The 26,332-nt window shown below is 57.9% G+C and carries 24 protein-coding genes; 15 read left to right on the top strand and 9 right to left on the bottom strand.

Translation table 11 applies throughout. From position 1 onward, the window contains the following. Positions 1-137 precede the first annotated feature (137 nt). Both BLW69_RS20875 and BLW69_RS20870 read right to left on the bottom strand, forming a co-directional pair. Positions 138-1,289, bottom strand: a complete 1,152-nt coding sequence (locus BLW69_RS20875; RefSeq protein WP_092664909.1) for a site-specific integrase — start codon at positions 1,287-1,289, stop codon at positions 138-140. A gap of 359 nt (positions 1,290-1,648) precedes the next feature. Continuing rightward, on the bottom strand, positions 1,649-2,794 hold the full coding sequence (locus BLW69_RS20870) for a site-specific integrase (protein ID WP_092664906.1): 1,146 nt from the start codon (positions 2,792-2,794) through the stop codon (positions 1,649-1,651). Between the two features lie 125 nt (positions 2,795-2,919). Here BLW69_RS20870 and BLW69_RS20865 point away from each other — a divergent pair, with 125 nt between their 5' ends. From BLW69_RS20865 to BLW69_RS20855, 3 genes are all read left to right on the top strand, one after another. Continuing rightward, the gene (locus tag BLW69_RS20865) at positions 2,920-3,873 is read left to right on the top strand and encodes a DUF1403 family protein (protein WP_092664904.1); all 954 of its coding nucleotides are present in this window, start codon (positions 2,920-2,922) and stop codon (positions 3,871-3,873) included. Positions 3,874-3,875: 2 nt separating this feature from the next. Further along, the gene (locus tag BLW69_RS20860; protein ID WP_092664901.1) at positions 3,876-4,568 is read left to right on the top strand and encodes an SMC-Scp complex subunit ScpB; all 693 of its coding nucleotides are present in this window, start codon (positions 3,876-3,878) and stop codon (positions 4,566-4,568) included. Between the two features lie 135 nt (positions 4,569-4,703). Then, positions 4,704-5,420 (top strand): hypothetical protein, encoded by a 717-nt coding sequence (locus BLW69_RS20855; protein WP_092664899.1) that lies wholly within the window; start codon positions 4,704-4,706, stop codon positions 5,418-5,420. A gap of 7 nt (positions 5,421-5,427) precedes the next feature. On the opposite strand, the gene BLW69_RS20850 is transcribed toward BLW69_RS20855, so the two are convergent. Continuing rightward, on the bottom strand, positions 5,428-6,726 hold the full coding sequence (locus BLW69_RS20850; protein WP_092664896.1) for a hypothetical protein: 1,299 nt from the start codon (positions 6,724-6,726) through the stop codon (positions 5,428-5,430). Between the two features lie 125 nt (positions 6,727-6,851). Between BLW69_RS20850 and BLW69_RS20845 the strand changes: the two genes are divergently transcribed. From BLW69_RS20845 to BLW69_RS22625, 5 genes are read left to right on the top strand one after another with little or no spacing between them, the layout of a single operon-like run. Continuing rightward, the gene (locus BLW69_RS20845; RefSeq protein WP_092664893.1) at positions 6,852-7,148 is read left to right on the top strand and encodes a hypothetical protein; all 297 of its coding nucleotides are present in this window, start codon (positions 6,852-6,854) and stop codon (positions 7,146-7,148) included. Then, positions 7,138-7,728 (top strand): type II toxin-antitoxin system VapC family toxin, encoded by a 591-nt coding sequence (locus tag BLW69_RS20840; RefSeq protein WP_092664890.1) that lies wholly within the window; start codon positions 7,138-7,140, stop codon positions 7,726-7,728. The genes BLW69_RS20845 and BLW69_RS20840 overlap by 11 nt, the downstream gene beginning before the upstream one ends. Beyond that, on the top strand, positions 7,725-9,110 hold the full coding sequence (locus BLW69_RS20835) for a hypothetical protein (protein WP_092664887.1): 1,386 nt from the start codon (positions 7,725-7,727) through the stop codon (positions 9,108-9,110). The genes BLW69_RS20840 and BLW69_RS20835 overlap by 4 nt, the downstream gene beginning before the upstream one ends. Then, entirely contained in the window at positions 9,100-10,761 is a 1,662-nt protein-coding gene (locus BLW69_RS20830) for an AAA family ATPase (protein ID WP_092664884.1), read from the top strand. The genes BLW69_RS20835 and BLW69_RS20830 overlap by 11 nt, the downstream gene beginning before the upstream one ends. Continuing rightward, a complete protein-coding gene (locus tag BLW69_RS22625; RefSeq protein ID WP_139283912.1) occupies positions 10,758-11,609 on the top strand; it encodes an HNH endonuclease in 852 nt (283 codons plus the stop codon). Before BLW69_RS20830 ends, BLW69_RS22625 begins: the two co-directional genes overlap by 4 nt. Before the next feature lie 203 nt (positions 11,610-11,812). Here the strand turns inward: BLW69_RS22625 and BLW69_RS20815 are convergent, their stop codons facing one another. Next, on the bottom strand, positions 11,813-12,208 hold the full coding sequence (locus tag BLW69_RS20815) for a hypothetical protein (RefSeq protein ID WP_092664875.1): 396 nt from the start codon (positions 12,206-12,208) through the stop codon (positions 11,813-11,815). Here BLW69_RS20815 and BLW69_RS22620 point away from each other — a divergent pair. The 4 genes from BLW69_RS22620 (at position 12,199) to BLW69_RS20800 (ending at position 19,225) form a co-directional block, all read left to right on the top strand. Beyond that, on the top strand, positions 12,199-12,378 hold the full coding sequence (locus BLW69_RS22620) for a hypothetical protein (protein WP_139283911.1): 180 nt from the start codon (positions 12,199-12,201) through the stop codon (positions 12,376-12,378). The genes BLW69_RS20815 and BLW69_RS22620 overlap by 10 nt on opposite strands. Positions 12,379-13,144: 766 nt before the next feature. Further along, a complete protein-coding gene (locus BLW69_RS20810) occupies positions 13,145-14,542 on the top strand; it encodes an AlbA family DNA-binding domain-containing protein (protein WP_175487300.1) in 1,398 nt (465 codons plus the stop codon). Between the two features lie 433 nt (positions 14,543-14,975). After that, positions 14,976-17,318: an AAA family ATPase gene (locus tag BLW69_RS20805; protein ID WP_092664869.1), complete on the top strand. Its 2,343-nt coding sequence runs from the start codon at positions 14,976-14,978 to the stop codon at positions 17,316-17,318. Next, on the top strand, positions 17,315-19,225 hold the full coding sequence (locus BLW69_RS20800; RefSeq protein WP_092664866.1) for a UvrD-helicase domain-containing protein: 1,911 nt from the start codon (positions 17,315-17,317) through the stop codon (positions 19,223-19,225). Before BLW69_RS20805 ends, BLW69_RS20800 begins: the two co-directional genes overlap by 4 nt. Positions 19,226-19,266: 41 nt before the next feature. On the opposite strand, the gene BLW69_RS20795 is transcribed toward BLW69_RS20800, so the two are convergent. From BLW69_RS20795 to BLW69_RS20780, 4 genes are all read right to left on the bottom strand, one after another. After that, positions 19,267-20,400, bottom strand: coding sequence for a hypothetical protein (locus tag BLW69_RS20795; RefSeq protein WP_092664862.1), 1,134 nt, complete (start codon positions 20,398-20,400; stop codon positions 19,267-19,269). Between the two features lie 112 nt (positions 20,401-20,512). Next, positions 20,513-20,992 (bottom strand): hypothetical protein, encoded by a 480-nt coding sequence (locus BLW69_RS20790; protein WP_092665039.1) that lies wholly within the window; start codon positions 20,990-20,992, stop codon positions 20,513-20,515. Between the two features lie 5 nt (positions 20,993-20,997). Next, complete coding sequence (locus tag BLW69_RS20785; protein WP_092664859.1) at positions 20,998-21,903, bottom strand: ImmA/IrrE family metallo-endopeptidase; 906 nt, start codon at positions 21,901-21,903, stop codon at positions 20,998-21,000. Next, positions 21,904-22,224, bottom strand: coding sequence for a helix-turn-helix domain-containing protein (locus BLW69_RS20780; protein ID WP_007636261.1), 321 nt, complete (start codon positions 22,222-22,224; stop codon positions 21,904-21,906). Between the two features lie 212 nt (positions 22,225-22,436). Here BLW69_RS20780 and BLW69_RS20775 point away from each other — a divergent pair, with 212 nt between their 5' ends. From BLW69_RS20775 to BLW69_RS20765, 3 genes are read left to right on the top strand one after another with little or no spacing between them, the layout of a single operon-like run. Then, positions 22,437-23,597, top strand: a complete 1,161-nt coding sequence (locus BLW69_RS20775) for a nucleotidyltransferase domain-containing protein (RefSeq protein ID WP_244508917.1) — start codon at positions 22,437-22,439, stop codon at positions 23,595-23,597. 5 nt (positions 23,598-23,602) lie between these two features. Next, positions 23,603-24,091: a type II CBASS E2 protein gene (locus BLW69_RS20770; RefSeq protein WP_092664854.1), complete on the top strand. Its 489-nt coding sequence runs from the start codon at positions 23,603-23,605 to the stop codon at positions 24,089-24,091. Continuing rightward, positions 24,092-25,219 carry an HNH endonuclease gene (locus tag BLW69_RS20765; protein WP_092664851.1) on the top strand — a complete coding sequence of 376 codons (1,128 nt, stop codon included), beginning with the start codon at positions 24,092-24,094 and terminating at the stop codon, positions 25,217-25,219. A 236-nt stretch (positions 25,220-25,455) separates the two neighbouring features. Here the strand turns inward: BLW69_RS20765 and BLW69_RS20760 are convergent, their stop codons facing one another. Beyond that, positions 25,456-26,079, bottom strand: coding sequence for an ATPase (locus BLW69_RS20760; protein WP_092664849.1), 624 nt, complete (start codon positions 26,077-26,079; stop codon positions 25,456-25,458). Between the last annotated feature and the right edge of the window lie 253 nt (positions 26,080-26,332).

The raw sequence follows: 26,332 nt of genomic DNA, 5'->3' as shown, positions 1-26,332 counted from the left end.
CAAATGTTGGGGTCTGTTCAATCGCTTCGGCTGGCGCGTAAAGTTGTGCGTACGCGCGATACTTTGCATATCTCGGCCCAAAAGCTGTTCTGGCAGCATTTGATAGATACGGCCGCGTCTCACTATGGAATAATCGGTTACAGCAAAAGGCGGGCAGCCCGTCCTGTTCGCCTGCTTGCGTTGTTGTAATAACTGGAGGCCTGCTGGACCGATCTATGTCGGGACTGCTCCATTGCTTCTGGCAAGGGAACGCCACGATTGGCAGCCTCCGTGAGATAACCCGACCGCAGCCCGTGCGCCGAAAACTCCCCAGGTTCCAGTCCAGCCATCTCCGCCCGTTGTTTGACGATCTGGTTGACTGCACTCGGCTCCAGCGCGCGCTTCGAAACATTCCCCCAGCGATCGATCTTCCGAAAAATGCTCCCCGCCTCGATCCTTCCGGCCGCAAGCCAGGCATTCAGCGCATCCACAGGTCTACCCGTCAGATAAACGACCTCATCGCTTTCGGCACCTGACGTCTTGGTGCGACCGAGGTGAATGGCGAGAGAGAGGAGGGGAGGGGCCCCCTCGACGGTGATTGGTGGCTCGGCGGTGAGCTGCTCCCTGCGCAGACCGGCAATCTCACTGCGACGCCGTCCGCCCGAGGCAAAAGCCACCATCAGGATTGCCCGGTCGCGGATATCACGAAGGTTGTCGGTGCTGCAGGTCGCGAGCATTTTTGCCAAGACGTCGCCGGTCACCGCCTTGGCGCTTTTGCGTTTCCTTGGCCGCGGTGTCGCGCGGACAGCAAGACGGATCGCGGACTTCAGCGAAGGGGAGGAGAAGACACCCGTCAGCCCGCGCCATTTCGTCAGCGTCGACCAGCTGGCAAGCCGCCGGCGCACCGTATCGGGCGCATGCGGCCCTAACGATCTGAGAAACCGTTGTTCGCGCAGGTTCTGCTCGACATCAGCCGGCATTCCGTGTTGGGGGTCGATGTCGCGCTGATCAGGCTGCCAGAGATGGTGGGCGACGAATTTCAGAGCCAAGGCTTCGGGTGCCGGCCAGGGGAGGGAGGCACCGGTTGCGGCCAGCGACCAGGCTTGCAGATAGGCAAGGTCGGAGGTGAGCGCGCGCAGGGTGTTTTCGCCCATGCCTTCGTTGACCAGATGGCGCAGCGTTTCGATATCCTGGTCGGTGAGCAATTCAGCCAGTTCGTCGCGGCGGTCGATAGGCAGCACGCTGGCGATGGTGTCGAGCTCGTCGGCCCGGCGATCGACGGCGGTCTTTGAACGGGGCAGCATGGCCATAGCAAACCTCACGATCGACGGTTTCGACGGCCGAGCGGCCAGGGACTTACCGGATTCTTTCTGATTTGCGGCCCGAAATCAATCACCCTCGATAAGATGTACTTATCGATGGTCAGCGCACCAACCCGAATTCATACCATGTGAGGAACCGAAATATTGATATAGAGTTCCTGTAGGAAATCATTTACCATGATTTCAATGGCTTATGATCTCGCGAGAATCAGCATGACTGCTCTGATGGAGCCGGCTTTCCGGGCCGGCTGTGGCTTTTAGCTCCCGGTTTCAATTGAAGCGCTAAGCGAGAAATTCGGCACTGAAATCTTCGCTTGCGATTTCATGCGGAGGAGGGGAGGGGCCTGCTAAAGACCTGAAGCCTTGGTTAAATTCACGCGGAAGCGATCACGTCGTCTCTGGTATCTACGGGTCATCTCCGCGGACGCGTGCCCCAGTTGCTTCTGGACATATCGCTCATCGACTTCGGCAGACGAAGCGAGCCCAGCACGAAGGGAGTGACCGGAGAACTTAAACGCACGCTCGATCTCGCTAAGATCACCGCGAACGCCGGCCGCCATCGCAGCACGCTTCACCAGCCGAGCCACTTCTTTGTCATTCAGCCGGTCTGGCCCAACCGCTTTGCCTTGTCCCGTGACCCGACGGAAGAGGGGACCGTGCGCAAGCTTGGCGAATTTGACCCAAGTCTCGACTGCCGCGATCGGGCAGGTGATGTCTGAAGAACCGCGGCCAATTTCGACTTCCCGCCATCCGGTTTTGCCGCGCAGAGTGACGAGCATTCCCTTGTCGAGGATCTCGATCCAGCCGCGCCCATCTTCGGTCTGATCTGCCTTCAGATCAAGGCCAACGATCTCGGAGCGGCGAAGACCTCCTGCAAATCCGATGAGCAGCATGGCACGGTCGCGCAGGCCGCGCAGAGAGCCGCGATCAAGCGTCTCGACCATGGCGATGATATCCTCTGCCAGAACCGCTTCCTTCTGGACGGGCGGCCTGGCATGGCTGTTACGAATGCCGGCCATCACCGTGGCAATATGCCTGTCCTTGCGATCAAGCGTCAGGCCGCGCTGGACATAGTTCCAGGCAAGCGAAGAGAGGCGCCGTTCGATGGTTGAGACGGAGTGGGCCTTGGCACCTCTTATAGGCGTGCCAATGGCACTGCCGGATGCGCATGCGGTGATATAGAGCCCAACTGTTTGCGGGTGCGGGGGGAGCGGAGCCAGATTGGACCGCCGACACCAAGCAGCAAAATGCTTCCAGTCCGAGGCATAAGCCTTGCGGGTATTCGCCGAACTCGCCGCCTCGACGTAACCCCTGGCGCGATCGGCAAGGCCTGCGAGGTGAGCTGGCGTCTGATTCTCGCCGACGAGAGAGGGAAGGGGGCTATCGCCCGACACGTCCGGCGCGGAAACATCACGGTCAGAAGCCGTGCTGAGAGACGTCGCTGAGGTCTCCTCAACGTGAATTTCGGTGCTCTGCTCGATGATTTGGGCCATTCTTCATATAAAGAGCACGACGTCCGATAATGCAAGATTATCGGACATAATCGTGCGGCGACGTGGCGTGCGGTTTACCGCATTAATACTGGCATTAACCGCGCATCTAATCTACACTCCTGCGCATGGATTCGCCCGCCCCATCTGCTCTAACGGCCCCCGCCTGGTCGCCCCGCCTACCAGCTTGGACGCGGCCGCGAACGCACGACATGAGGGAATCCGACGCCGCCTTCGCCGCCGGTATCGCCTTGAAATCTCTCGACGATCTGATCCGTGCCGACCCACCGTGGCTGGGCTGCTGGCGCGATCGACTGGCGCTCAAATCAGCCACCGTCGCCGCAAGAATGCTCGGCCGCAGCGAGGAAGAACCCACCATCCGCGACGCCGTTTTGCTGACCGCCGCTGGTGACGATCCAGGTCCTGCCGGAAAGCTGTTTTCCGCCACACGAATGCTGACGCGCCAATCCGGGACAATCACAACGCCATTCGTTAAGGAGCTTGCCGCGCTTCTGGGGATCCGTTGGGATGACGGCCTTACTTCAATCCCAGACGTGTTCGATACCGCCATCAAGTCCGGGCGGGCGGCACCCCTCGTGATCGCCGATCTGATATCGGCGATCACGACCCCCTGCCCGGACGCCGAGATCCTGGCTTTGGGCCTCGCCGACGTGGTGCTGGCCCATATGCTGAAATGGCCCAAAGCCCTACCGCTGCTGCTGCCCGAACGCTACGGCTCGGCTTTCCGAACACTTGGCGGCAGAGGCCGTGTGCGGCCGGGCGAGCCGGCCTATCCAAAAGCCATCTGCCTGGCGCTGGTCGATGGCGTCGAAGCTGCACTGCGCTCCGCCGTCGAGATCGACCGCAGCGCGGCGCGATTGCTGACCGTGGCGCCGAAGTTGCGCACCAAAGGCGCCGAGCGGGTGATCCGCAGGTTGCTGAGCGAGGATGCCGTTCCGGCCTCTGCGCCCGGCAGCAACCTGTCGCGCTGGGCGGCCACCCGGCTATTCGAGCGTCTCGAAGGCTTTGAGGCGGTACGGGAGCTCTCCGGTCGTTCCTCCTTCCGGATATTTGGGTTGTGACCATGGCCGGATCAACTGCACCCAAATCATCGCGCCGAAAGGCGAACGCCGCAGAGGATCCTCTTTATGATCGTGAACTGGAACAGTTCCCGCCGGAGATGCGCTGGCGGGAATGGATGCTGCGGGTCGAGGCGGTGATCTTTGCTTCCGCTGAGCCGGTTTCCCGCGAAACGCTGGCGCAGGTGGTCGGCAAAGACTGCAGCGTCGATCTGCTCATCGATGATTTGCGCGAGGAACTCAGTTCCAGGCCGTATGAACTGGTGTCGGTCGCCGGCGGATGGCAGCACCGAACCCGACCACGTTTCGCGGAAACGATCCGGGCTTCTTCGGCGCCGACGCGGGGAGGGGCGGCGGCGTTATCCGAGTTCGAGGCGATGGTGCTGATGGCGGTGGGATATTTTCAGCCGGTCACGCGGACGGAGTTGTCTAAGACTTTCGGCAAGGAAGTTAGTCGCGACACGATCGGGTCACTGCGTGGCGCGGGGTTTATTTCGTCCGGGCCGCGAAGTCCGACGCCCGGCGCGCCCTACACCTACGTGACGACGAAACATTTTCTCTCAGCCTTTGGCTTCGACACGCTGCGAGATCTGCCTGATATGGAGATGCTCGAGGATGCCGGGCTTCTCAGTCGGCGGAGCCAAGGTCGGGGTGACGTTTCTGAAGACGTAGAGACGTTTAGCTCGGGAGAGGATTAATCTGATTCAAAACGCAGATGTTACTCTGCGAGATTTGCCATAATTCGAAGGCATGGAAGAGGCTGGTTTGCTAGGTAGTGAATTGACTTACGTTCGAGTGCGTCGCAATCTAATCTACGCGGAGGGAGAGTAGAGATGGGGCTGGTAAACCTAAGTACCCGCGAGAAGCAGGCCATCGACGCGCTCAACAGCGGCGAGCTCCATGACTTGGTTGATGAGGCTATCAGGTCAGAGCACCTTGGAAAGCTCAGCAGCCTACCACTCTACGACTGCGGTGAGCACGTGGCCTCAAAACTTCGATATTTAGACAGGGCGCTCGCTGCCTACAGGATCGCGAAGTCGGCAAGGAAGCGGGATGAGACGCTGTATTCTGCACGCAAGGCCGGCAGTGATCTGACGTTTGCTGTTGGCCAGATGAAGCATCGCGTCCAGGTAGAGGAACGCGACGGCCAGCTATTTCTCGTTCACGATCCGGCGATGCCTCCATTCCGTCTGACCGAAGAAATGCAGGTTCGTGTTAGCTACAAGTGGCGCCGAACGGCAGAGGATGACTGGGCTTCCAGCTCGATCGTTTTCAAGCATAGGTTCCGGCCCCGTTTCGACCATCATGCACTCGCTCATCCGAAGCCGAAGCGAAAGCCGAGCGCCCGCAAAGTTGCGGAGGACCTGGAGAATAACCTGTTTCGCGAATGGAAGGACCTCGAGCAGTTGGCTCATTGGTCCGTGCGCGACTATTTTCGGGCGGGCAATGACGGCGCCAGCATTCCCGACCAGTTCGAGGTTCGGCTGGGTGACGGTGAACAGCTAAACAATTTCAGCGCTGATTTCTGGGGACGCGAAGCCAACACCTGAATCTCGGTCAGCCCTCCATAACCGTCCCTGCCGCAAATCTGCCCGCGCTCCAGGTGCTGTGAACGAGCCAGTCTTCGACAAGGAAGAATTCCCCACCCAGCACCTCAGCCCCCTCAGTTACAAGACGCCGCTTCATGGCATCCTCGCCGACAATCGCCACCTTGGCGCTCGAATACGGTGCGGCATCTGGAATGGGTTGGGGGTATTTTATCACCCATTTGAATTGCCCATTTGGATAGGCGCTTTGGATCTGGTCGCGCCGGGCCGATGGGCTTCGGGAGAACCCGACCTTGATGATCGTCCGGCCATCAACTTCAGCGGGCGGCCGCCCCAGATAAGCCGATGTATCGCCGCTGAGTTCCAATATGTAGAGATGTTTGGGGCCATCGGTTTCGCCAACCCAATACGGTTCGGTGGCGGGTGGGATCGCGCGACTTGGCGACAAGGCGGACTCGAGGGTCTGGATTGCGCCGTTGACGCGGCTCTTTTGCCCATACACCGGCACTTCATAGACATCGAGTTGCAGAAGAAGCTCTGCTTCGGCCGCGCTGACCTGGACGCCACTGGATCCAATGTATTCTGCGTGCGCGCTTGCGTATGCTGCTGGAAATAGCCGCTCCACAGGCTTCCAGTCTTCCTGAACGATCCGCCACGCACGTGTTGCTTGAACCGCGAGCAGCCATTTGCCTCTTGAGGCAGGGTCCATTTCCTTCTCGGCCCAGTGATCGCCTGCGATGAACTGACTGGCATGTCCGGCGTTGTGCGACATTTCCAAGACGCCAACGACCTTACCTCTCATCTGCTCGGGCCCTTTGCCCTTGGTGACATAGATCGCCACCAATGCGTTGGGACTGGACAGTCTCAGGTATCGATTCCGCTTGGCCTCGTCGGCAAAGCCGATGCACCCCCAACCCGCAGGGTCAAATCCCCAGAATGATGTCAGCCAAAGATCGCGGCCGCTAGGAAGTCTGTCGCTATCGGGCGCCAGGTCTGGGACAGAACCCCAATCGAAGGCGAACACGTCGCGTTGGGCGGCCTCGATGTCGATATCGCCTAAAGCTCCGCGAATATACGTCATTGCGTCCGATGCAGGATGTCTCTCACCACGCTTGACCAGAATTGTCGTGAGCGGCGGAAGTCCGCGATCATGCAGGGCGTGGAGGACGACTTCCAGGTTCTTGCCCAGGCCGCGCCCTGTTGGGTGGTTCCACCCGACAGCATCCCCTACCTGCTGATATGTCGCACGCGTTTGCCGCATCGCTTTTTCGGCAAGGAAACGCGCGATTTCGATTTGCACAGAATCCATCGATCTCCCCAGTCGATCAAGGCGATAGGCTTACTTCACTTGCCTGACGTCCCGCAGCAAGCACTCATTAAGCCTTGCCTCGGCGTTCAACGCAATCTATATTCCGTTCAACACAGGAGGTTCTTATGGCTGCGCAAACACGGACGGCCGTAGGCAGCGAAGCAACGATCGCTTCTACCCGCAATAAGCTTGTGCTGGAACAAGCGAAAGCCGCCGGTCTGCTTGGCGCCGCGAAGAATACCCGGGTTTCGGGGCGCGTTCCCTCCGAATTGATCGAGGCGGCCAAGAAGCGCGCCCATGTCACTTCTGACACGGAGCTGTTGGAACTGGCGCTGTCGCGGCTGGCCCTAGAAGACGACTTTGGCGTCCGTCTGGTCGCACGCAAGGGCAGCATCCCGTCGGACATTGATCTTGGGGTTTGATCTTCCCGAAGCTCTCCGATCGTTAAAGCCTCAAAAACACGCCGGAACGTTGGAACGCAGGCGCGACGGCGATCTCCCATGGGTTGCTGACGAGCCCGCGATTGGGGGGGCGCTGTTTCTGGATACCAGCGTCTACCTGGACGTGCTGCAGGGGCGATCGCCCGTGGAAGTGGACACGCTGCTCACATATCGCCTCTGCCAACATTCGGTGGTGTGTCTGTCCGAGCTGACCCACGCTTTTGGTCGGCTCGACCCAAAACATGCTTCCACGAAAACGGTGCTCGAAACGGTCGCAGCGACGATAGAGGACATTCCAGACCATCGGCTCCACGCGCCAGACGCGGCCATCTGGGGTCAGGCCGGCATGTTGGCGGGTCTTCTATTTCGGCTGAGTAATCTGCCGAAAGGGGAGGGGCACGAGCGTCGCTTCATCAATGACGCCCTCGTGTTCCTGCAGGCGCGTCAGCTGGGCGCCAGCGTGCTGACCGGCAACGTCCGCGATTTTGATTTCCTAACCCAGATCGTGCCAACCGGCCGGATCGTTCTTTATCGAAATTTACCGGGACAGCGATCGTCATGAACGACCAGGCCGCTCCTCCCCTCGACTTTCTCCACGAACTCGAACAACTGGCCCAGGTGCCGGAAACAGATATCAATCACCTGCAGAACTTGCCGGCCTTTCTCCATTTTGTGGAGCTGTGCCAAACCCGATATCCCCACGTCAGACCTGGCTCGATGTTACGATTTTCGCTGGCCTCGGCACTGCGGCGGCTCGGCTTGGCCTGCCTCGTCGGTGGCCAGGGTTCTGAGTTGGCAGCGACTGCGGCCGAGATACTGGATGGTCTCGACAAGGCCATCCGGAGCACCGCATCGAGGCGTATGCACCTGTGCCCGCTCGATCTGGCATCGCGCCTTCCGGCGATCTCGTTTGGCCCAAACCAAGTGCGGCGGTTTTCTGCGGCCGAGCTTGAGCAGCTCTTCGACGTTAGTATCCTTCAACGCGTGAACGAAAACTGGTCGCTCGATAGTGGACGTTTCTCCCAGTTCAACTGGCTCGTCGTCAGCGAGGAGGTTCGGCACGACGACATGGGGCCGGAGGGCAGAAGACTGCCCGGTCTGCTCGTGGATCTCAGTCAGGATTTTGGAAGGATTGAACCCTACAAGACAGGCCTTCCACCGGCGGTCGAAGCTGCCCTTTTCGGCCTTCTCACGATCCCATGGGAAAACATCGCCGACCTTATGGAGACGGAGTGGCGAGGATTTGTATTGCCGTGGGTTTACACCGTCGATTCCGATGTCTTTGCTCGGCGGCTTCCCCCACCGACCCCTGATAGCCTGACTTGGGAGCCAGCAGGGTATGTTGATAACAATGGCGAACACCATGAGTACGAAAGGCCGCTCCTCTATCCGCTAGATGAAGGTAGCGATCATGAAATCACCTGGCTGAACGATAGTGCTTGGGATGACATTGTATCCGCACGCAAAGCGTCCTTGTTCGCGCGGCCTATAGCGCACTTTTTCATTAGGGGCTTCCAGGCGGACGGAATCGACGAGTTCCTCGCTCATATTTCGACCATTGAAGCAGCTTTGGGCTCACCCATAGATCATGATAACAAAAAACGTCCCCGGCTTGGCGGGGTGAAACAGGGCGCGACCCACCGTGTGTGCCTTCGAATTTCCGGGCTGTTGGGCGACGCCGCGACTGGTACGGCCTATGGAGACCTCTTCAAGCTCAGAAGTGACTTTCTCCATGGCAAGCCGATGGGAGACATCTCCGGTCGGGACAAGCGGGCGGCCAGAGAGATCGCTCGAAAAGTGGTGTGTGCATTAATCGGTTCTGCCGTTTCGACGCCAAGTGTCGACCGCGAACAATTTCTGGCCGGTCTGTTGGACAGTGGGGCAAGCGTAGACGCGCAGAAAAACAGTGTGTCCAGGTCGAGGGAAGGCGCCAATGGTCGTTAATATATTGCTTCCAAGCCGAAAAGGCGTGCAGTCGTTTCCGACGAAGTTCGCACTCCAGCAGGACCACTGGAACGATTATTCATTCAAGACTCAGTATCACCTCTACCATCAAGAGGAAGGGCAACCTCCGACGCTTTTAGGGCCGGTAAAGATATTGCGACGCGGCCAGTCCGAGCAGGACGACATTCAAATCACGGAATCTTTCGAAAGGCTATCGCCCGAATTTGGATCGGTTGGTAACTCCCTAGACTACTACCAGCGGCTCAACGAGATTCCGTCGGCAGATCGCGATGAGATACTGTCCATCCTCAATGACGTCGTCGCCAACCCCCAGCTCGAACAGGTGTTCAACCAGGAAAAGGGTTGGCGCATATCTCTCTTTCGAGACAACATCGATCCCGATGGCTTTCTTGCCGACGCCGGCGCTATCCACTCGCGCAGTGCAAACGAGCTTCCAGACCTGCACTTCTCATTCAAATTCCATCCCGGCGGGTGGTCATCTCCGGTCCAGCTCTATTTCGATGCCCCTGGTCCGATTTTTTATTCCGGCCCCAGACGCAAACTCGGGCCCAGCCAGCGCGAGGTTCTGCTGCCGCGGCGCGTGATGGTCCTCATCGGGCGGAACGGATCGGGCAAAAGCACACTGCTCGCGCGAATTGCTCGCGTCGCCTTTGCGTCCCCGTCCGACAGGGCCTGGCCTCAGTTGATGTCGGTTGGCGTGTTTGATCCACCTTCGGTTGGGTTCATGCGCATTATCGCCGTCTCCTACAGTGCGTTTGAAAACTTTTCCGTCCCCGGTCTCTACGAGACTGAACTGGAGCAGATTGCAGCAGATATCGAGAAGGGGGGAGGGCGGTACGTCTATGCCGGACTGCGCGACGTCGTTGCCGAAGTGCGCGAACAATTGGCGACAGCAAGGTCCCGGCCTCGGGCGGATAACGAAAGAGCAACCGTCGACGCCGTCGATCGCAGACCCACCACAAAGCTGAAATCGCTCGAGCAACTGGCGGACGAGTTCGTTCGTCTGGTCGGGCAGATCACTGCCAATGGAGATGGCGCGCTGTTCGAAGCTGCCCTGCAGCCAGTGCTGGCAGACGCCTCATTCGTCGATGTGGCGAGTTCCGATTGGCAGGCGCTGATCGGCGCTGATCCCCGATCGAGCTTCCTGAGCTGGAGTACCGGACACAAGATTACGCTTCATGCAATCGCCTCGCTGGTCGCTCACACGACGAGGAAGTCGCTGGTGCTGTTCGATGAGCCGGAGACGCATCTGCATCCACCTCTCATTGCGGGGGTCCTGCACGCGCTGCGATTGGTCCTCGAGGAGAAAAATGCGTTTGCAATCGTCGCAACGCATTCGCCGGTAATCCTGCAGGAGACCCTGTCCCAACATGTGCGCGTCATTCGCCGAGTTGGAGATCAGTTCGACGTCATGGTGCCGTCCAGACAGACTTTCGGAGAGAACGTCGGCACGCTGACCCACGACACTTTCGGCTTGACCGCATCCACGACGGATTTCCACGAGGTTCTCGACATTCTCGTGCAGGCTCACACCAGCGTCGAGCAGGTGAATGAGCACTTCACGCCCCCGCTAAGCGGTCAGGCGCTTGCCTATATTCTCTCGGGTCTAGCACGAAAGGCACGCCAATGAGGTCACTGGCATGCCCTTCTCGCGACGAGGCGCGAGACTACCTAGCGGCCGCGGTCGAACCATACATTCATACGGGCTTGTCGAAGGGTTACGCGGCAACCGGAGCTGAACTTGACAGTGTCGTTGCGCTCTACGACGTTTATGATGCCGGGTCTGGCGCGCCTGCAGAACCACTTGAAGGGGCGGGCCTGACTGTCGAGTTCCGCAGCGCGATTCACAGTGGCTATGATTTTACGCAAGCCGGTAGAAAGTTGGCTGCTCTTCGAGCCAACCTTATGGCAGGTGTCGAACTCTGCCCGATCTGCGGTATCGCCCCCCCCCGTGAATTGGACCATCATCTGCCCCGGTCAACCTACCACGCTCTTGCCGTGTACCCTCGAAATTTGGTGCCGCTCTGCCACGACTGCAATCAGTCAAAGAGCAAATCGGTTGCCGATGATCCAGCCGAACGCTTTTTCCATCCGTATCTTGAGGAACTTCCAAATGTTCCATTTCTGCGGGCAACCATCATCATTCACGAGGGTGGTCTCGTCGCAGATTTCGACATCGATCCGAACGCGGCCATCGACGCCATCGTGAGAGCACGTCTCGCCTATGTGATTGAACGACTGAAACTCAATGAGCGCTATGCCAGAGAGATCAACATTTATCTCACAAGCCAGGTTACGGCGATCAGAATGTCATTCGAATGGGCCGGCCCAAACGGAGTTCGGGACTATCTGCTTGCCCAGGCGGACGTGGAAAGCGCGAGGTTCCATCTCAACCACTGGCAGCCGGTGCTCTTGCGCTCCTTGGCAGAAAATGTGGATTTCTGTGGTGGCGCCTTTGCCCATGTATTGCCCGCATGATTGGGTGGCCTGTGCGATAATCAACAAGGCAAGAGTTTCGGCGAGACGGACCACGGTAATTCATGATTCGCGCCCGCCAGGTTCTCCAGGCGGCTTGATCCGGGGAAATGAGCCAGCACCACGGCAAACCATGTTACTATCGAGGGTGCTCGGCTTTGCAAACATTGGTAACCTGCGGAGCTCGTGAAGCCTTCTATCCTCCCTTAGAGCGGCATATGGCAGCTGAGGACGACTCGATCGGGCTCGATTGCCCCAATCTCACCGCGAAATTGTAACGTCTCGCCCCGCCGGCGCTGGTGATTGTTCCAACCGTCGTCGTAGCACCGCAGTTCAATCAGTTGGGAGTGTACGACAGATTTTTCGCCTGCATCTCCCGTTCCAGAGACGCAAGCGGGAGCGTCGGCCCACAGGTAAAAACTGTTTTCGGCACCCTGCAGGATAAGGCCCGAAAGATACACGATATCCCCGTCAACCATGCAGCCGGCAGGGTTGTCGGTCGGCGCTGCGCCATCGGCCACACCGATAGCAGGCTGCAGCACACTGCATGCCAGCGACAAGGCTGCCAGCGCTGAAAAACGGCGTTTAAATCGTGGCAACATCGCTAATTCCTATATTGGGGCAGGGCGCCGCATTCGACCAGGCGGTCAACACCACCCCAAGCGCTGAATATCTCGGCTTCGACCTGGTCGGGCTGTTCCTGCGTAAAGCGGCCACGGAACATTCGCTTGATGTCGACCTCCGGGAAAACCAGATAGTTGACGTGGTCTAGCGCGAGCGTTTTGATCTCGTGATAATTCGGTAGTCCGCCAGATTGACACCCCGAAGCGCCGCAGCCGTAGCGATGGATACTTCGCCGATTTCCAGTTCCGGACCACTGTCAAAGTTGATGGCGTAAACCGGCTCGCCGCCGTTCCGCATCGTTACGACTAGGTCAAACGCGTCCGTCGGGCGACCGGGTCGGCCCCAGGCGCTATTGCCAGGGAGCACGTTACCGTTGAGCAATGAGGCATCGACGTAAATCGACTGGTCACACTTGTTCCCGTGCGTCCACGCCGCTTTTGTAGCTGAAACGTAATACCCCGGGGCTGCGCTGCTGTTGTCTTGAATGCACGGGATCTCTTCGCTTAGCGCGGTGCGGTCTTTAGACGGTCATACGGTCGGGGCTCCATTACGTTCACAATGGTGTTAAGCGCCGGGGCGTCCCCCTTTGGGTGATCAGGAAGCAGCACGAACAGGCAGGTCAATCTCAAGTAATTTGTAAATCTCTTTCCCCTGAAACCCAGTGAAGCAGTGAAGGCGATTGGTTTTGACTTGCAACTGGAGAGATTGGAACCGGGCGTAAAGCAGCAACTCAAGGGCAGTTGTTGGCTGTGTAACCCGCCGGTTCCTGTTAGGGGATCACTTCCGATGGGTTGATTTCGAAAGCGTCATGCGCTGACGTCGAGTAAATTGTACTCAATAAAGGCCGCTAGACCCCCTCTTTACAGACGGAAATGAATCACGGACATCGTCTTAGTGGGCCGAAGGATCATCAGATGAAGTATGACTACAATCCATTTGCGAGTGACTTCGATAGTATTGCCGTCGAGGATCTTGCTGTCCTCTTTTCGGTCGCCGAGGGCTGGTACGTCGAGTACAAGCGGGAGGTGCCGAACGCCGGCGCGATCGCGAAATCCATGACCGCATTTGCCAACACCTATGGTGGGTGGATTTTCTATGGCGTCAACGAAAGGTCAAAGGAAGATCCTGTCGCTGGGTCATTGCCTGGCATAGCCAACGAAGAGGCGGATGGGTGCCTGCAGCGCATTCGCCAAGCAGTCGCAAACCACGCGCAGCCCGCACCCTATTTCAGGGCCAAGGCGCTATTTGGGCCACTGGAAACGATGGGACTACCGGAAGGTCGCTGCGTTATAGTCGGCCAAGTTCCGTGGGGACCGGAAGCACCATACATCCACAAAGATGGCCGGATCTATCGACGGGTGGGGGACGGATCGGAGCCTCGACCGGAAAATGATCGGTTCATCCTCGATCAACTTTGGAGCCGCTCTTCGAAAATCACACAGCAATATGCGGACTGGATCGGCCAAGAATTAGAGACGTCGGAAGCCGAGGAGGATGCTGCTTATGTTCGACTTTTTCTTATCGCCGATTTCTGGGGCGATCATGAGCCAATGAAATCCGTATCCCTTCGACGTATCCGAGAAGTGATGTCGGATGTAAGCGGCAGCTACACAATACCATTCGACAATGTGTATCAGGGATCCCGTGGCTTCATCAGCCGCCAAACGGCAAACAACGACCCTGAGCAGCTTGGCCTCACTTGGAAGCTGAGTCGAGGTTTCGAGAGCGAGATAATCATCCCGCTCTCTAAATTCCGACGCGACAATCTACAAGATCTCGCTCCATGGCTGGATGGATACGACCACGCCGACCGATTTCTGCAGCTCTGTCAGAACCAGCGCTATCTTTTACCGACAATCATCGACCTCAATATCCTCTTGCACGTGTTGTTGGGGGTCACCCGAATCCAAACCCAATTGGCCAAAGAGTTCGGATGGACTGGCCCGATTTACGCGAAGATGGAAATTGCAGGTGTATGGCGCACCGTTCCGTTTTTCGACGCTCCCCACGTTCTTGATGAATATGAGAAGCATGGCATAGCGCTTGGGCTGAACGACAAGGTCGTATTGCACCGCGGGATAGGGCAAGAAAGCTTCGTTGAACTGCCGGGGCCCAATAGCGATGGGAATGATGACGGACACAGAGTTATGATGGCGATCCGGCTTTTTCTGCCCATCGCGATGGCACTGGGTGTCTCAACGGGCATCGATCCGGATGGTGACGGCACAGATGCAGCCGATTCAATCAGCAGTTTTTTGCACGCCGGCGGTCGCGCGATCGAAGTACAGAAAAACCGAGCAGATTTGGCATAGCAAGCAAGCGAGGTTTTTCTATCGGCGAAGGGGGTGCGGCAAGTTAAAGGCATAACCTGCATACTCGCCAACCGTACTTCGTTCTGGCGAGGCGTGTGACTTTCCGACGTGAGCGGCTAATGTTGCCTCCGGCCCGCGCAGTCCGCAGGCGTGGGCCTTACACGCTGGTGACCACGAAACCTTCCTGTCACAATTGGGGATTCCTGATCGGCACAATCTTTAAAGGTGATCTCGTATTCGGGGAGACCGGGTGCGGGTTTAGCCTCGGCGGTTTCGTGCTCTGTCTGTTCTGTCATTCCGATTCGGTCAACCTCTGTAGCGTCGTGGCACGTTTCGCGACTTTGACTGCCGCTCTCAAACAAACAACAGATAGTATGAAAAAACGGCGTATAACCATCTAAACGCTAGAGTTGTCGAAGAGGGCGGGGGTCGAGTGCATATCGAATTTTTGGAGATCGCAAATTTCAGGAAGCTTCTGTCCACCCGGGTCGATCTCTCGAGTACGACTACGCTGTTCGTCGGCGCGAATAATAGTGGGAAGACCTCGGCGATGCTCGCCCTTCGGCGGTTCCTGTCGCCCCGCCGTTGTCCATTCGAGATGCATGATTTGACCCTGTGTCATTGGCCCTCGATCATTGCATTGGGCGAAAGCTGGATAACTGCGCGCAACGCCGAGGAGGTCGTTGATCTGGTCGTTGATCCATGGGTCAGCGCGCTGCCGATGCTGGACCTTTGGTTGCATGTCGAAACGGGGGAGATGCACCACGTGCGCGATCTTATCCCGACGCTGGACTGGGAAGGTGGAAGGCTGGGCGTCCGGCTGCGCTACGAGCCGAAGGATCGCGCACTTCTGTACAAGGAGTTCATGGGCGCCGTGAGCGACGCCGAGACGATGCGCGCGGCGGCGCTGGCGGCCACTGTCGGGGAGAACCCTGAAGCCGATCCGCCGGCTACACCGCCCAAGCTGACGATCTGGCCGGAAAATCTTGTCGATTTTCTCGGCAAGCGCTTATCGACGCACTTCACCATACGGGCCTATCCGTTGGATCCCGGGAAGCTCGTCACGCCCACCAAGTCGCTGGCACAGCCGCAGGCCCTGTCTGGAGGTTCACGGCCGATCGACGGCGACCCGCTGGGCGGCCTGATCCGCGTCCACGACATCCCCGCGCAGCGAGGATTCGGTGAAGAGCAGCAGGCCGTCGAGGACGGCGATTCCCCTGCGGCGGCATCCGGCAGCCGACTGTCAGACCAACTTCGAAGCTATTATGCCAAACACCTCGATCCCACGAAGGGCCCCGATCCGAAGGACCTTGGCGCATTGCAGGCGATTGAAGCCGCGCAAGACGCCTTCGACAAGCGGCTGACCGAGAGCTTCAAGGCCGCTTTCACGGAGGTCGAGGGTATGGGATACCCCGGCGTGACGGATCCGCGTCCGCGTGTCTCCACACGATTGAAGGCAATAGACGGCCTCAACCACAACGCGGCGATCAGCTTCGAGGTGGACGTGATCGCGGGCGACGGCGCGATGACGCCGGTATTGCGATTGCCCGAGGCGAATAACGGCCTCGGCTATCAAAACCTCATCTCGATGATATTCCGGTTGATGAGCTTTCGCGACGCCTGGATGCGGGTGGGAAAGGCCTCGACCGGGGCGACGGTCACCACGACGGAGCCGCTCCATCTGGTACTCGTCGAAGAGCCGGAGGCGCATCTCCACGCTCAGGTGCAGCAGGTGTTCATCAAAAAGGCCTATGCAGTGCTTCGCGCCCATGAGGATCTCGGCGAGAACAAGAAGCTTCGCACCCAACTCGTGGTCAGTACGCATTCGAGCCACGTTGCGCACGAGACGTCCTTCTCATGCCTACGATATTTCCGGCGGCTGCCGGCAGGCATGGCAGCGAACGTACCTGTCTCGACGGTGATCAACCTGTCGGAGGTCTTCGGTCCTGGAAGCGAAACCGAGCGCTTCGTGACCCGCTATCTCAGGGCCCAGCACGCCGATCTGTTCTTCGCCGACGCGGCAATACTGGTGGAAGGACCGGCCGAACGGATGCTCGTCCCCAATTTTATACGCGCGCGTTATGATGAGCTCAACCAGTGCTACATCACGCTCCTCGAGATTGGTGGCAGCCATGCGCATCGCCTTAAGCCCCTGATCGATCATCTGGGTTTGTTGACCCTGATCATCACCGACTTGGACACGCTGGCCGAGACCGGCGGCGCCTCTGTTCAGCCGGCGAAGGGCGCTGGCCAGAAGACCAACAATGCCACCCTGAAGACGTGGGTGCCGCGGCTCGACGATATCGATGACCTGATGCGGGCCGACTGCGGGGTCAAAACGCTCCGCGAAGACAGCGACCCCCTGTTTGCGGTGCGCGCTGCCTATCAGATCCCACTTGGCGTCACCTCGCCGGGTATCGTAGGGCCGGAAGTGGCGTATCCTTACACGTTTGAGGACGCGCTCGTCTTCGAGAACCTGAGCTTTTTCTCGGAATTCGCGGGCACAGGTCTGGTGCGCAAGTTCCGCGATGCGATCACGGATGGCGGCGGAGCGGCCGCGATCGGCGAGCGAATGTATCTCGCCCTGAAGAGCGGCAAGAAGGCTGAATTTGCGCTCGACGTCATGGAGGTCGAAAATTTCGATGACATCATTGTTCCGAGTTACATCGCCGAGGGACTGGAGTGGCTGCTGGCGCAGCTCAAGAAAAAACAGGTCGAAATCCTGCCTCAGATTAAAGAGGATGTCGCCGCCGCAATCGAGCAGGCCGAAGCATGAGCGCGGCCGACGATAAATTCGATGCGGAGGCAGACGAGATCATCCTTGGCTGCCTGAACCTAGAGAAGCCCAAGAGCTTCTTTCTCTACGCTGGGGCCGGATCGGGAAAGACGCGTTCGCTCGTCGAAGTCATCCGCACTGTCTGCAGGGATCAGGGCAGACGGCTATCTCTATCCGGTCAGAAAATCGGGGTCATCACCTATACGAACGCGGCGTGCGATGAGATCAAGCAGCGGCTTGAGTTCGATCCGCGCGTTGAAGTGTCCACGATCCATGCGTTCGCCTGGTCGCTGATCGCGGGCTATGACGCTGACATCCGGGCGTGGCTGTCCACAAGGCTCCTTGAGGACATCGCGGAATTGGAGGCGGCCCAGGCGAAGGGACGAGCTACCAGCAAGGCCGCATCTGATCGCGCGCGCTCGATCGAGGGCAAGCAGCGACGTCGCGCGAACCTCGCCGAAATCACGCGCTTTGTTTACAGCCCGACCGGCGACAACCGGACGCGGGATTCCCTCAACCACGCGGAGGTCATCGCGATGACCTCCGATTTCCTCGGCGCAAAGCCCGGCTTGCGCCGGCTTCTCGTGACGCGGTTTCCGATACTGCTGATCGACGAAAGCCAGGATACGAACCGCAGGCTGATGGATGCGCTGCTCGACGTCGAGGAGGGATACCGTGACGCCTTCTGCCTCGGGCTTTTCGGTGACATGATGCAGCGGATCTACGCCGACGGTAAAGATCGCCTGGCCGAGGCAATCCCGGAGGTCTGGGCGAAGCCGAGGAAGCGGATGAACCATCGCTGCCCCACGCGCGTCATCACGCTCATCAACAAGATCAGGCATGATGAGGACGGGGAGGAGCAGCAGCCACGCAGCGACGCAGCGCAGGGTACTGTTCGTCTGTTCGTCGTCTCGCAGGCGATCGTCGACAAGACCGCAGCTGAGGTGGCGATAGCTGCAAAAATGGCCGAAATCACAGGCGATCCGGAATGGGGCCACGGGACCGCGGCGATCAAGACGCTGGCGTTGGAGCATCTGATGTCTGCGCGCCGCTTTGGTTTCGAGCAGTTTTTCGAGGCGCTCTATGCCGTTGAGCGCATCCGAACTAGCTTCTTGCAAGGGACGGGCGCAGGCATCGGCCTGTTCACCCGCGAGATACTGCCGCTCGTCACAGCTCTGCGCGCGCGGGATCGGTTTGCTGCCGCCGCAGTCGTTCGGCGCACGTCGCCATTTCTCGAGCGCAAGGCGCTTGAAACGGCCGGAGACAAGCAGGTCGAGATCCTCGGCGAAGTCAGGGCGGCCTGCGACGGCTTATTGGCGCTCGTTTCGGCCGAGGCGAAGCCTAGTTCCCGCGCTGTCCTTCGCTATGTCGCCGAGACCCGCCTGTTCACGATCCCTGACGTCCTGGTCCCATTTTGCACCGCCGATGTTGTTGCCCCTGACGGCGATGGCGACGCTCTGGCGGGTGACGCCGCCGACGGAGAGGACGAAGTCGACGTCAAAAGCGAGTCGGGCGGCTGGCGGTTGGCGCTTGAGGCGCCCTTCGACGAGATCGAGAAGTATGACCGCTACGTTCGAGGCGTGTCGCAGTTCGATACCCACCAGGGCGTCAAGGGCCTGGAGTTCCCACGGGTAATGGTCGTCGTCAGCGACGAGGAAGCGCGTGGCTTCATGTTCGCCTATGACAAGCTTTTCGCGACGAAGGCGAAGAGCAAGACGGATCTTGAGAATGAGGCAGCCGGCAAGGAGACGACCATCGATCGGACACGGCGACTGTTTTATGTGACCTGCAGCCGCGCGGAGCAAAGCCTTGCCGTCGTTTACTACGCTGCGGATCCGGAGCTGGCACGCGATGCGATGATACGGCAGGAGTGGTTCGAGCCCGGCGAGATAGCACTGATCTCCTAAGGGGGTCGGCTAGGTGCAGCGGATCTGCACAGCCCTTGAGATTAGTGATCCTTCCACTGCCGATGTTGCTCGCGTAATGCAGCTTCAGTAGCGGTGAGCCGGGCGGTATAATCCAGTCCGTCTGGGCTCTTAGCGGCGACCTCGGCGGACGCGATGACGAGGCGCCACGCACCATATTCGTGAAAAGCGTTCAGTCCGATAACGTTGCCGAGGGCGAGGTCGCTGGGTTCCGGCGCGGACAACAGCTTTGCGAAGGCTGCTATCGCAGCGTTCATGTCCCAATCGGAGACGAAGAGCATCAGCGCGCAGAGGGCAAGCAACGCCGTTGGCGCGCCCTTCCATCGATAAATTTCGGGCTGTCGCTTGCCGAAATCGATGCCGCCGTTCGCAGCGACGAAGGTGCAGAGCGAGATCGCCGCCTCATAGTAGGGCTGGAGCTTGGTGACGTCGAACACCTCGCGCCCATGATTTTTTTGAGCGAGTTCGTTCGCCTGTCGCCACGTCACGTCCTCGAACGGGATCAATCCGCCCTTCACCAGTTCAAACAGATGAAGGTGCTCTTCGGTGAACTGCCTTTTTGCGGCGGCTTTCCAGTCGAAGGCGGGCATCTCCGCTTGGGATGGGTGGAACTGCCAGCGCTGATGATGGGGGTGGCGCTGAAGTGCATGGGCCCAGGAAATCGCCTCCAGCGGCATCGATACCGTGAAGCGGGTGGCCGATTTAAGATCGAAAAACCACTGCCGCATGTCCCGGATACGACGCTGGTCAAATATGCCTTGCTCGATGCCCTTACATACCAGAAGGCGTATGGCCCTCGTTTCCGCGCTCTTTTCCGATCCGAAGTCGAGCAAGCTATCCTGGGTCGAACGAGTTTCGTCGTTCCCGTGGAATTCGCAGAATGGATGGTGGGCGTCGCCGCCGTTGGGATCGACAAACCTGAAGTGGGCCTGCCGAAGAATTGCCCTGGATGCTCGCGACCTTGCGGAGCGAACGATGTGAGCACCGAATTTCCCACATGATGAGCATTGGATGTCGGCGCGGATCGCATCGCCGAACGTGCTGAGAATTTCAGCTCCATCGTGGTCATGCCTTGGCTGGACGCCGGTCATCAAAGTCGCGAGTTGGTCGACATCGAGTTCGCGCGCGAACCTTACTGAAAATGCAGTTGCTGGCATTTGCCCCCCAAGCCAAAACGATCGTTTTGCGTCACCACGTGCACACTGCCTCCTTAAAGACAGTCTTGAATAAGACCTCAGCTGATTTGAGAAGGCACTTTGTCAACATGCCCTAGCGCAAGTCGTGCGCTCCCCTCCGGTGCACGATCGTCTGGCTCAAAATCCGCCGGTTGATTTTCTGCTTCCAGCTTAACTGCCTGGCGGAGAGCTTTCGCTTGAGTTTGGTTTGTTTGAGAAAGCGATATTCCTTTTCATCAAACAGATATCCCATTCGGTACGCATATTCGATGAGATCATCGTTGGCATTTGCGGATATGTCCTCCCGGATACGCTTCAGTCCTTCAAAGAGGTTACCGGTCTCGATTCCTACGAACCGGTTGATGCAGACATTGCCGACATAGGTCGTCGCGCCATTGAGGCGATTTCGAATGTAGCAATGTTCCAGAATATCCTGACCGCAGGGACATTGATCAAACTCTTCACTGATCTCGACGCCGACCAGGTCCCATTCAAGCCGAGCCGTCTCGAATGCCTTGGAGTTTGACAGGGGAACGATGTGTGATTTGAGACGCTCGAAGTTATGGCCTTTCATCAAGTTCAATCCCTGCGATATCGTTCCTGTTGGGCACGCCAGCGGTCGCGCGTGGTCATGTCTTCGTTTTCTTCTTCGTCCTCCTCCGCGCTTTCATGCCAGAGCATGATCAAGGCAAACCCATTTTTCTGAAGGCAGACCTGTTCGCTAAGAGACGGGGCGCGCTGCCCTCGGACTACGTCGATCCACAGATCGGGAAGCCGGCTTTCGATTTCGCTTGGAACGCCGATCTGGAGGTCCCGTCGGTAAAACGTTGAGCCTTGCGGGACCGACTTGTTGCGGCTTGCAACGACAAAAGGAAAGCGCTTTCGATTGTGATAGACCCGCCCAACCTTCTTATCCTTAACGACAATGAAGGCCAATGCTTCCGGGTGATACTCGGCATAGGCCCGCGCCATGGCTTCTTTGCTGACATCAAATCGGTCCGCCAACTCGAATACATGTTCAAGGCTTGGCGAGGGATGCTTCTTGAAGGCGTCGCGCAGTTTGGGTGGCGGCATCAGGATGAGGGAGGAAAAGCGGTTCGCTTCCACCTCCATTTTTGCACGCCGGTCGCTTTCCTTCGCCGACAGTGCTCGCAGATCTTCCCTCGAGCAGAGGAACTGACCGTCCTTGTCCGGGATGTGGTTGGCAATCAGGAAGTGCCCGAGCTCGTGGCCAATGGTGAATCGGCGACGCGGCCGGTTCATCCCCTTTCTAACAAGGATAATTCCGCGGCTCCGTACCGTGTCGGTGATTAAACCGCCCTCGAAACCTTCCGTTTGCAACTCGGCAATTTCCTCAATCTCGAGCTGGAGCGCCAACTCCTCGATCGGTACAGGAAGCGGAAGATTTGGTTCATGCTTCAGGATCAGACTGACGAGCCCTTCAGGCGACCCCGTGTCGGCTAGATCCATCCGCAAGATGTCCATTTACTTTCCCTTTGGTTTGAGCCTGTCCATCAGCATCTGGATTGTTTCACGGTCTTGCGGAGCGAGAGATTTGAGATCCCTATACATTGCGACTAGACCAGGCTCCTCGTCTTTCCCCTCTGGATTCTCGCCAACTAAGTCGGCAATAGCAACGCGAAAATGCGTGGCGAGTTTGGTCAGAAGTTCTATTGAGGGGTTGGTGCTGCGACCGGTCTCCAGATCATAGATATGCGTCTTGGACGCTCCAATGGCATCCGCGACGTCCTGCAAGGATTGACGGTTCTTGCCCCTGAGTTCTTTGAGCTTGGCAGCCAAAGACATGTTCGAATCACTCCCTTGAATCACTGAAGGCGCGTGCACTCGCGTGCCGCGCCGTTCGGTTAATCTGTACAAAAACATAGCACAGAGCTTGACGATAGCAAGCGTTCGATTTATCTGTATGAAATTAGACGAGCAAATCTTACGGCTAAATCCATTTTCGGGCGCAGGAGGAATGCATGTTTCACGATCATCGCCTTGTCATGCGGGACGGAATGCTCATCGGCGCTCTTGAGCGCATGTGTGCCACCCTTGAAATCGCGCCGAGCCAGGCGGACCTTGCGAAAGTGCGCTACGAAGGGGTCGGCGGATGGTTGGCCGACGCGGAGGATCCCCTGCTTAAGGCAATGGGAATTTTCCTGCAGGGATCGACCGCTATCGGAACGACCGTTAAGCCGATCGGCAGCAATGAACATGACGTCGACCTGGTGGCCCACGCGCCATATCTTGGACATTGGGTCGAGCCGGCTGCACTGAAGAAGGCAATCGGCGACCGGTTGAAAGCGAACGGCCATTACAAGCCGCTTCTGGTGGAGATGGCGCGCTGCTGGCGGCTGGTCTACGCCAACGAATTCCATATGGACATTACCCCGTCCATTCCGAACCGGGACTGCACCATGGGCGGGGAACTTGTGCCAGACCGGGCACTCAAAATTTGGAAGCCGTCAAACCCGAAGGGCTACAAGGCATTGTTCCTTGAGCGTGTGAAGTTGGCGCCGCGCTTCCGGGTGACGAAAAGCTTGCATACTCAGGATCGCGCCCGTGCTGACATCGAGCCCTTTCCTGAGCAGGTTCATTTCAAGGGCCTGTTGCAGAGGGTCGTCCAAATCCTGAAGCGCCACCGGGATGTCTTCATCGCAGTCAACGAGATCGATATATCTCTTTCGCCGATTTCGGTTCTGGTGACGACCTTGGCGTCCCAGAGTTACGAGTACTGCGTCAGGACCTTCATCTACGACTCTGAATTGGATCTGCTCTTCGACGTCATCCGGCACATGCCCGACTTCATCGAGACGCGCCGCGTTGATGGCCAGATGCAATGGTTCGTCTGGAACGAGACGACAAAGGGGGAGAATTTTTCCGAAAAGTGGAACGGCGATCCCAAACGCGCCGAGATATTTTACACTTGGCATACTCGTGCTCTGGCCGACATCAGCAGGCTGAAGGATGTAGAGGGGCTTGATGGCCTGAAGCGACAGCTCGGCGACGCCTTCGGGTCCGCCCCGGCCAAGGCTGTCATGGATTCCATTACCGATGACATCTCGACCTCTCGTCAGAGGGGCACTCTTGGCGTCGCACCCCGCATCGGCCTCGTGACAGGTATCACCACGGCCACCGCGACCCCCGTTCGCGCCAACACGTTTTTTGGAAGATAGCCACCATGCGTTTTTCCGATCCGAAGCCACTGACCCCCGCGCAGCAGTTTCTTCTACTGACGAAGAACCCGTTGTCTGTCGGGGATGGTGAACTCGGATCAGGACATTTCAGTTGGTACTATAAATCGTCGCCTACGCCGCTTTCCCGCATCTATGATGCTCGGTTAGAATTTGCGGTCAATCGCTCGCCGAGGGTGTTTCTGGACAATCCTGATCTGTTGATGCTGTCCGGTGGAAAAGACCTTCCACATGTATATGACCAGAAGCCTACCCGCCTCTGTCTCTATTTGCCACGCACATATGAGTGGCAGCCCTGGATGAGGCTCGATCAGACCATCATTCCGTGGACTTCGCTCTGGCTCTTCTATTTCGAGGATTGGCTGATCGATGGCGAGTGGCGAGGCGGGGGAGAGCATCCGCAGCATAGCGATGTGGAGCGGCATGTCAGTCGGAGCCGCCTGCAGCGGCACGCACCAGTTCGGAGGGCAGTTTGAATGGCAAAATCGAGGATTCCCGAGAAGGTCCAACGCGCGCTCTGGGCGCGTGCGGCAGGCCGTTGCCAGTTTCGCGGTTGCAACTGCGAACTCATTGGAGACCTTCTCACTGGCAAAGAGGACAAGATGTTTGGCTTTGTCGCCCACATCGTTGCCGACTCATCCGAGGGAGCCCGCGGTCATCCGACAAGATCAGCACTTCTCGCCAAAGACATCTCTAACCTCATGCTTCTCTGCGCCAAGTGCCATCGACTGATCGACAATGAAGCGCCAGACGACCATCCTGAGGAACTTCTGGTCCGTATGAAGGAGGAGCACGAGCGGAGGGTCCGCCTGGTGAGTGGTATCCAGCCAGATCGCGCTTCGCATGTTATCCGTTTTGGAGCCAACATCGGCAAAAACGAAGCGCTCGTGGCAAGAGATGACATATTCGCATCGATGCTGCCGGAGCGCTCACCGGCGTCATTTGAGACGATTGATCTTGAAATGCTCGGCCTCTCTCTCGAGGATAACGACGAGCAGTATTGGCAGGTTCAGCAGACCAACCTTCAAAGGCTGTTTGCCGACAAGATCAGGGGCCGGATCGAACGACAGCAGATTACCCATGCAAGCGTTTTCGCGCTTGCGCCCCAGCCGCTTCTCATTGAACTGGGGAGGCAGCTTTGCGATATTCTACCTGCGGAGGTTCATCAACGCCACAGAGAGCCAGCGACATGGAAGTGGCAGAACGACAGTGACCCGATCGAATTTCTGGTTGAGACGCCGACTGAGATAAATTCAAAGGTGGCTCTGATTTTAGGTTTGAGCGCGACAGTTTCGAAGGATCGCATTGCTTCCGTTCTGGGAAACGACGTTTCGGTTTGGTCGATCACTGTGAATTCGCCCCACAACGACATCATGCGGAATGCCGCGGATCTCACATTTTTTCGCCAGGAACTGAGGCGGCTTTTTAACAGTATAAAATCCGCGCACGGAGAGGGCGCGACAATAAATGTGTTCCCTGCCTTGCCAGTCTCTGCCGCGGTGGAAGTGGGTCGTGTCTGGATGCCGAAGGCCGATCTGCCGATGAACGTGTTTGATCAAAGTCGTAAGATCGGCGGGTTCGTCTCCGCTCTGCAGATCCATTGAAACAGCGGGTCGTAAGTTCGAATTGGTTCAAGGCGATGGCAATGGGTGTCGTGGCTCTTGAGCATAGGGTCGCGGAAGCCAGTGTTTCCAATTACTTATGTTTGCGGCGACGAACTCCGTCGCTGCCAGTCGCCGTCCGATCCCAGAGGTTTGCCAAAAACTCCTGATCTTGGAGGATACAAAAGGTCACCCTGTGGTCCAGCATGATGGGCGCGCGAGGGTGCTGCCCTTTTGGTTTAGGGCCCAATTCCACCCGGTGTGCTTGGCACAGACCGGCCTTCTTCCACTTCATCCGCAATATCTAGTAGACGATCATGTAGTGCTGATTGCTCGTAGTGAACTTGCTCGATTTTGCCGTCGATCATTCCTACGACAAGAACAGGCTTCTTGAGTGTATTATCAATCAATGCTGCTTCATCGGCTAGCAGGAGCGCGCGAGGCAAGTTTTCGAACGACTTTTCATAGCGCCGAATGATCGTGTCACTCGGAATGTCATGACCGCCGTCAGCCACGCGAAACCTCACGCGCTTCACGTTTTCCTCTGCATTATCCAGACATACGAAGATCAGATATACATGGAAACCGGCTTCTCTCGCCCGTTCCATAACCCCAACCGAGTGTTCGCTACTAAGTGTCGTTTCGAAGACAAAATCTGTTTTCGCCGCAATCGCCGCATCGATACGGTAGATCGCGAGCCGTCCAGCGCTAACTCGTTTAGTGCCTTCCTTCGCATCTTGGGGCAGGCCCTTTTGAATCTCATCTGCGTTGATGAAATCGCCGGGTGGACGATATTTTGCATAGATCGAAGACTTACCGGAGCCGTTCGGACCCGCCATAATGGTGCAAACCGGCTTGGACATGCGGTTAGCCTGCCGCCCTAGATTTTTTAACCTTACGCCGTACGACTCGCGTTTTTGCGCGCCTTATTTCGCGAAGCTTCTGAAATCCGTTTCGAGGTTTGGCCTTTGCAGGCGCAGAAGTAAGGGCGGATTGGGCGGGCGTTGTCTCTGGGAGATAATCGGAGGTTTCCGCGATAATACGAGGCTGCCATGACAGTTCGATGCCGAGAAACTTTCCGCGCTTTTCAGCGTCGGAACCGATTTCCTCGATCTC

The organism is Rhizobium sp. NFR12, from assembly GCF_900108545.1.
GTDB classification, from domain to species: domain Bacteria; phylum Pseudomonadota; class Alphaproteobacteria; order Rhizobiales; family Rhizobiaceae; genus Neorhizobium; species Neorhizobium soli.
The sequence above is the reverse complement of the archived record's forward strand: the minus strand, read 5'-3'. Positions and strand labels throughout refer to the sequence as shown.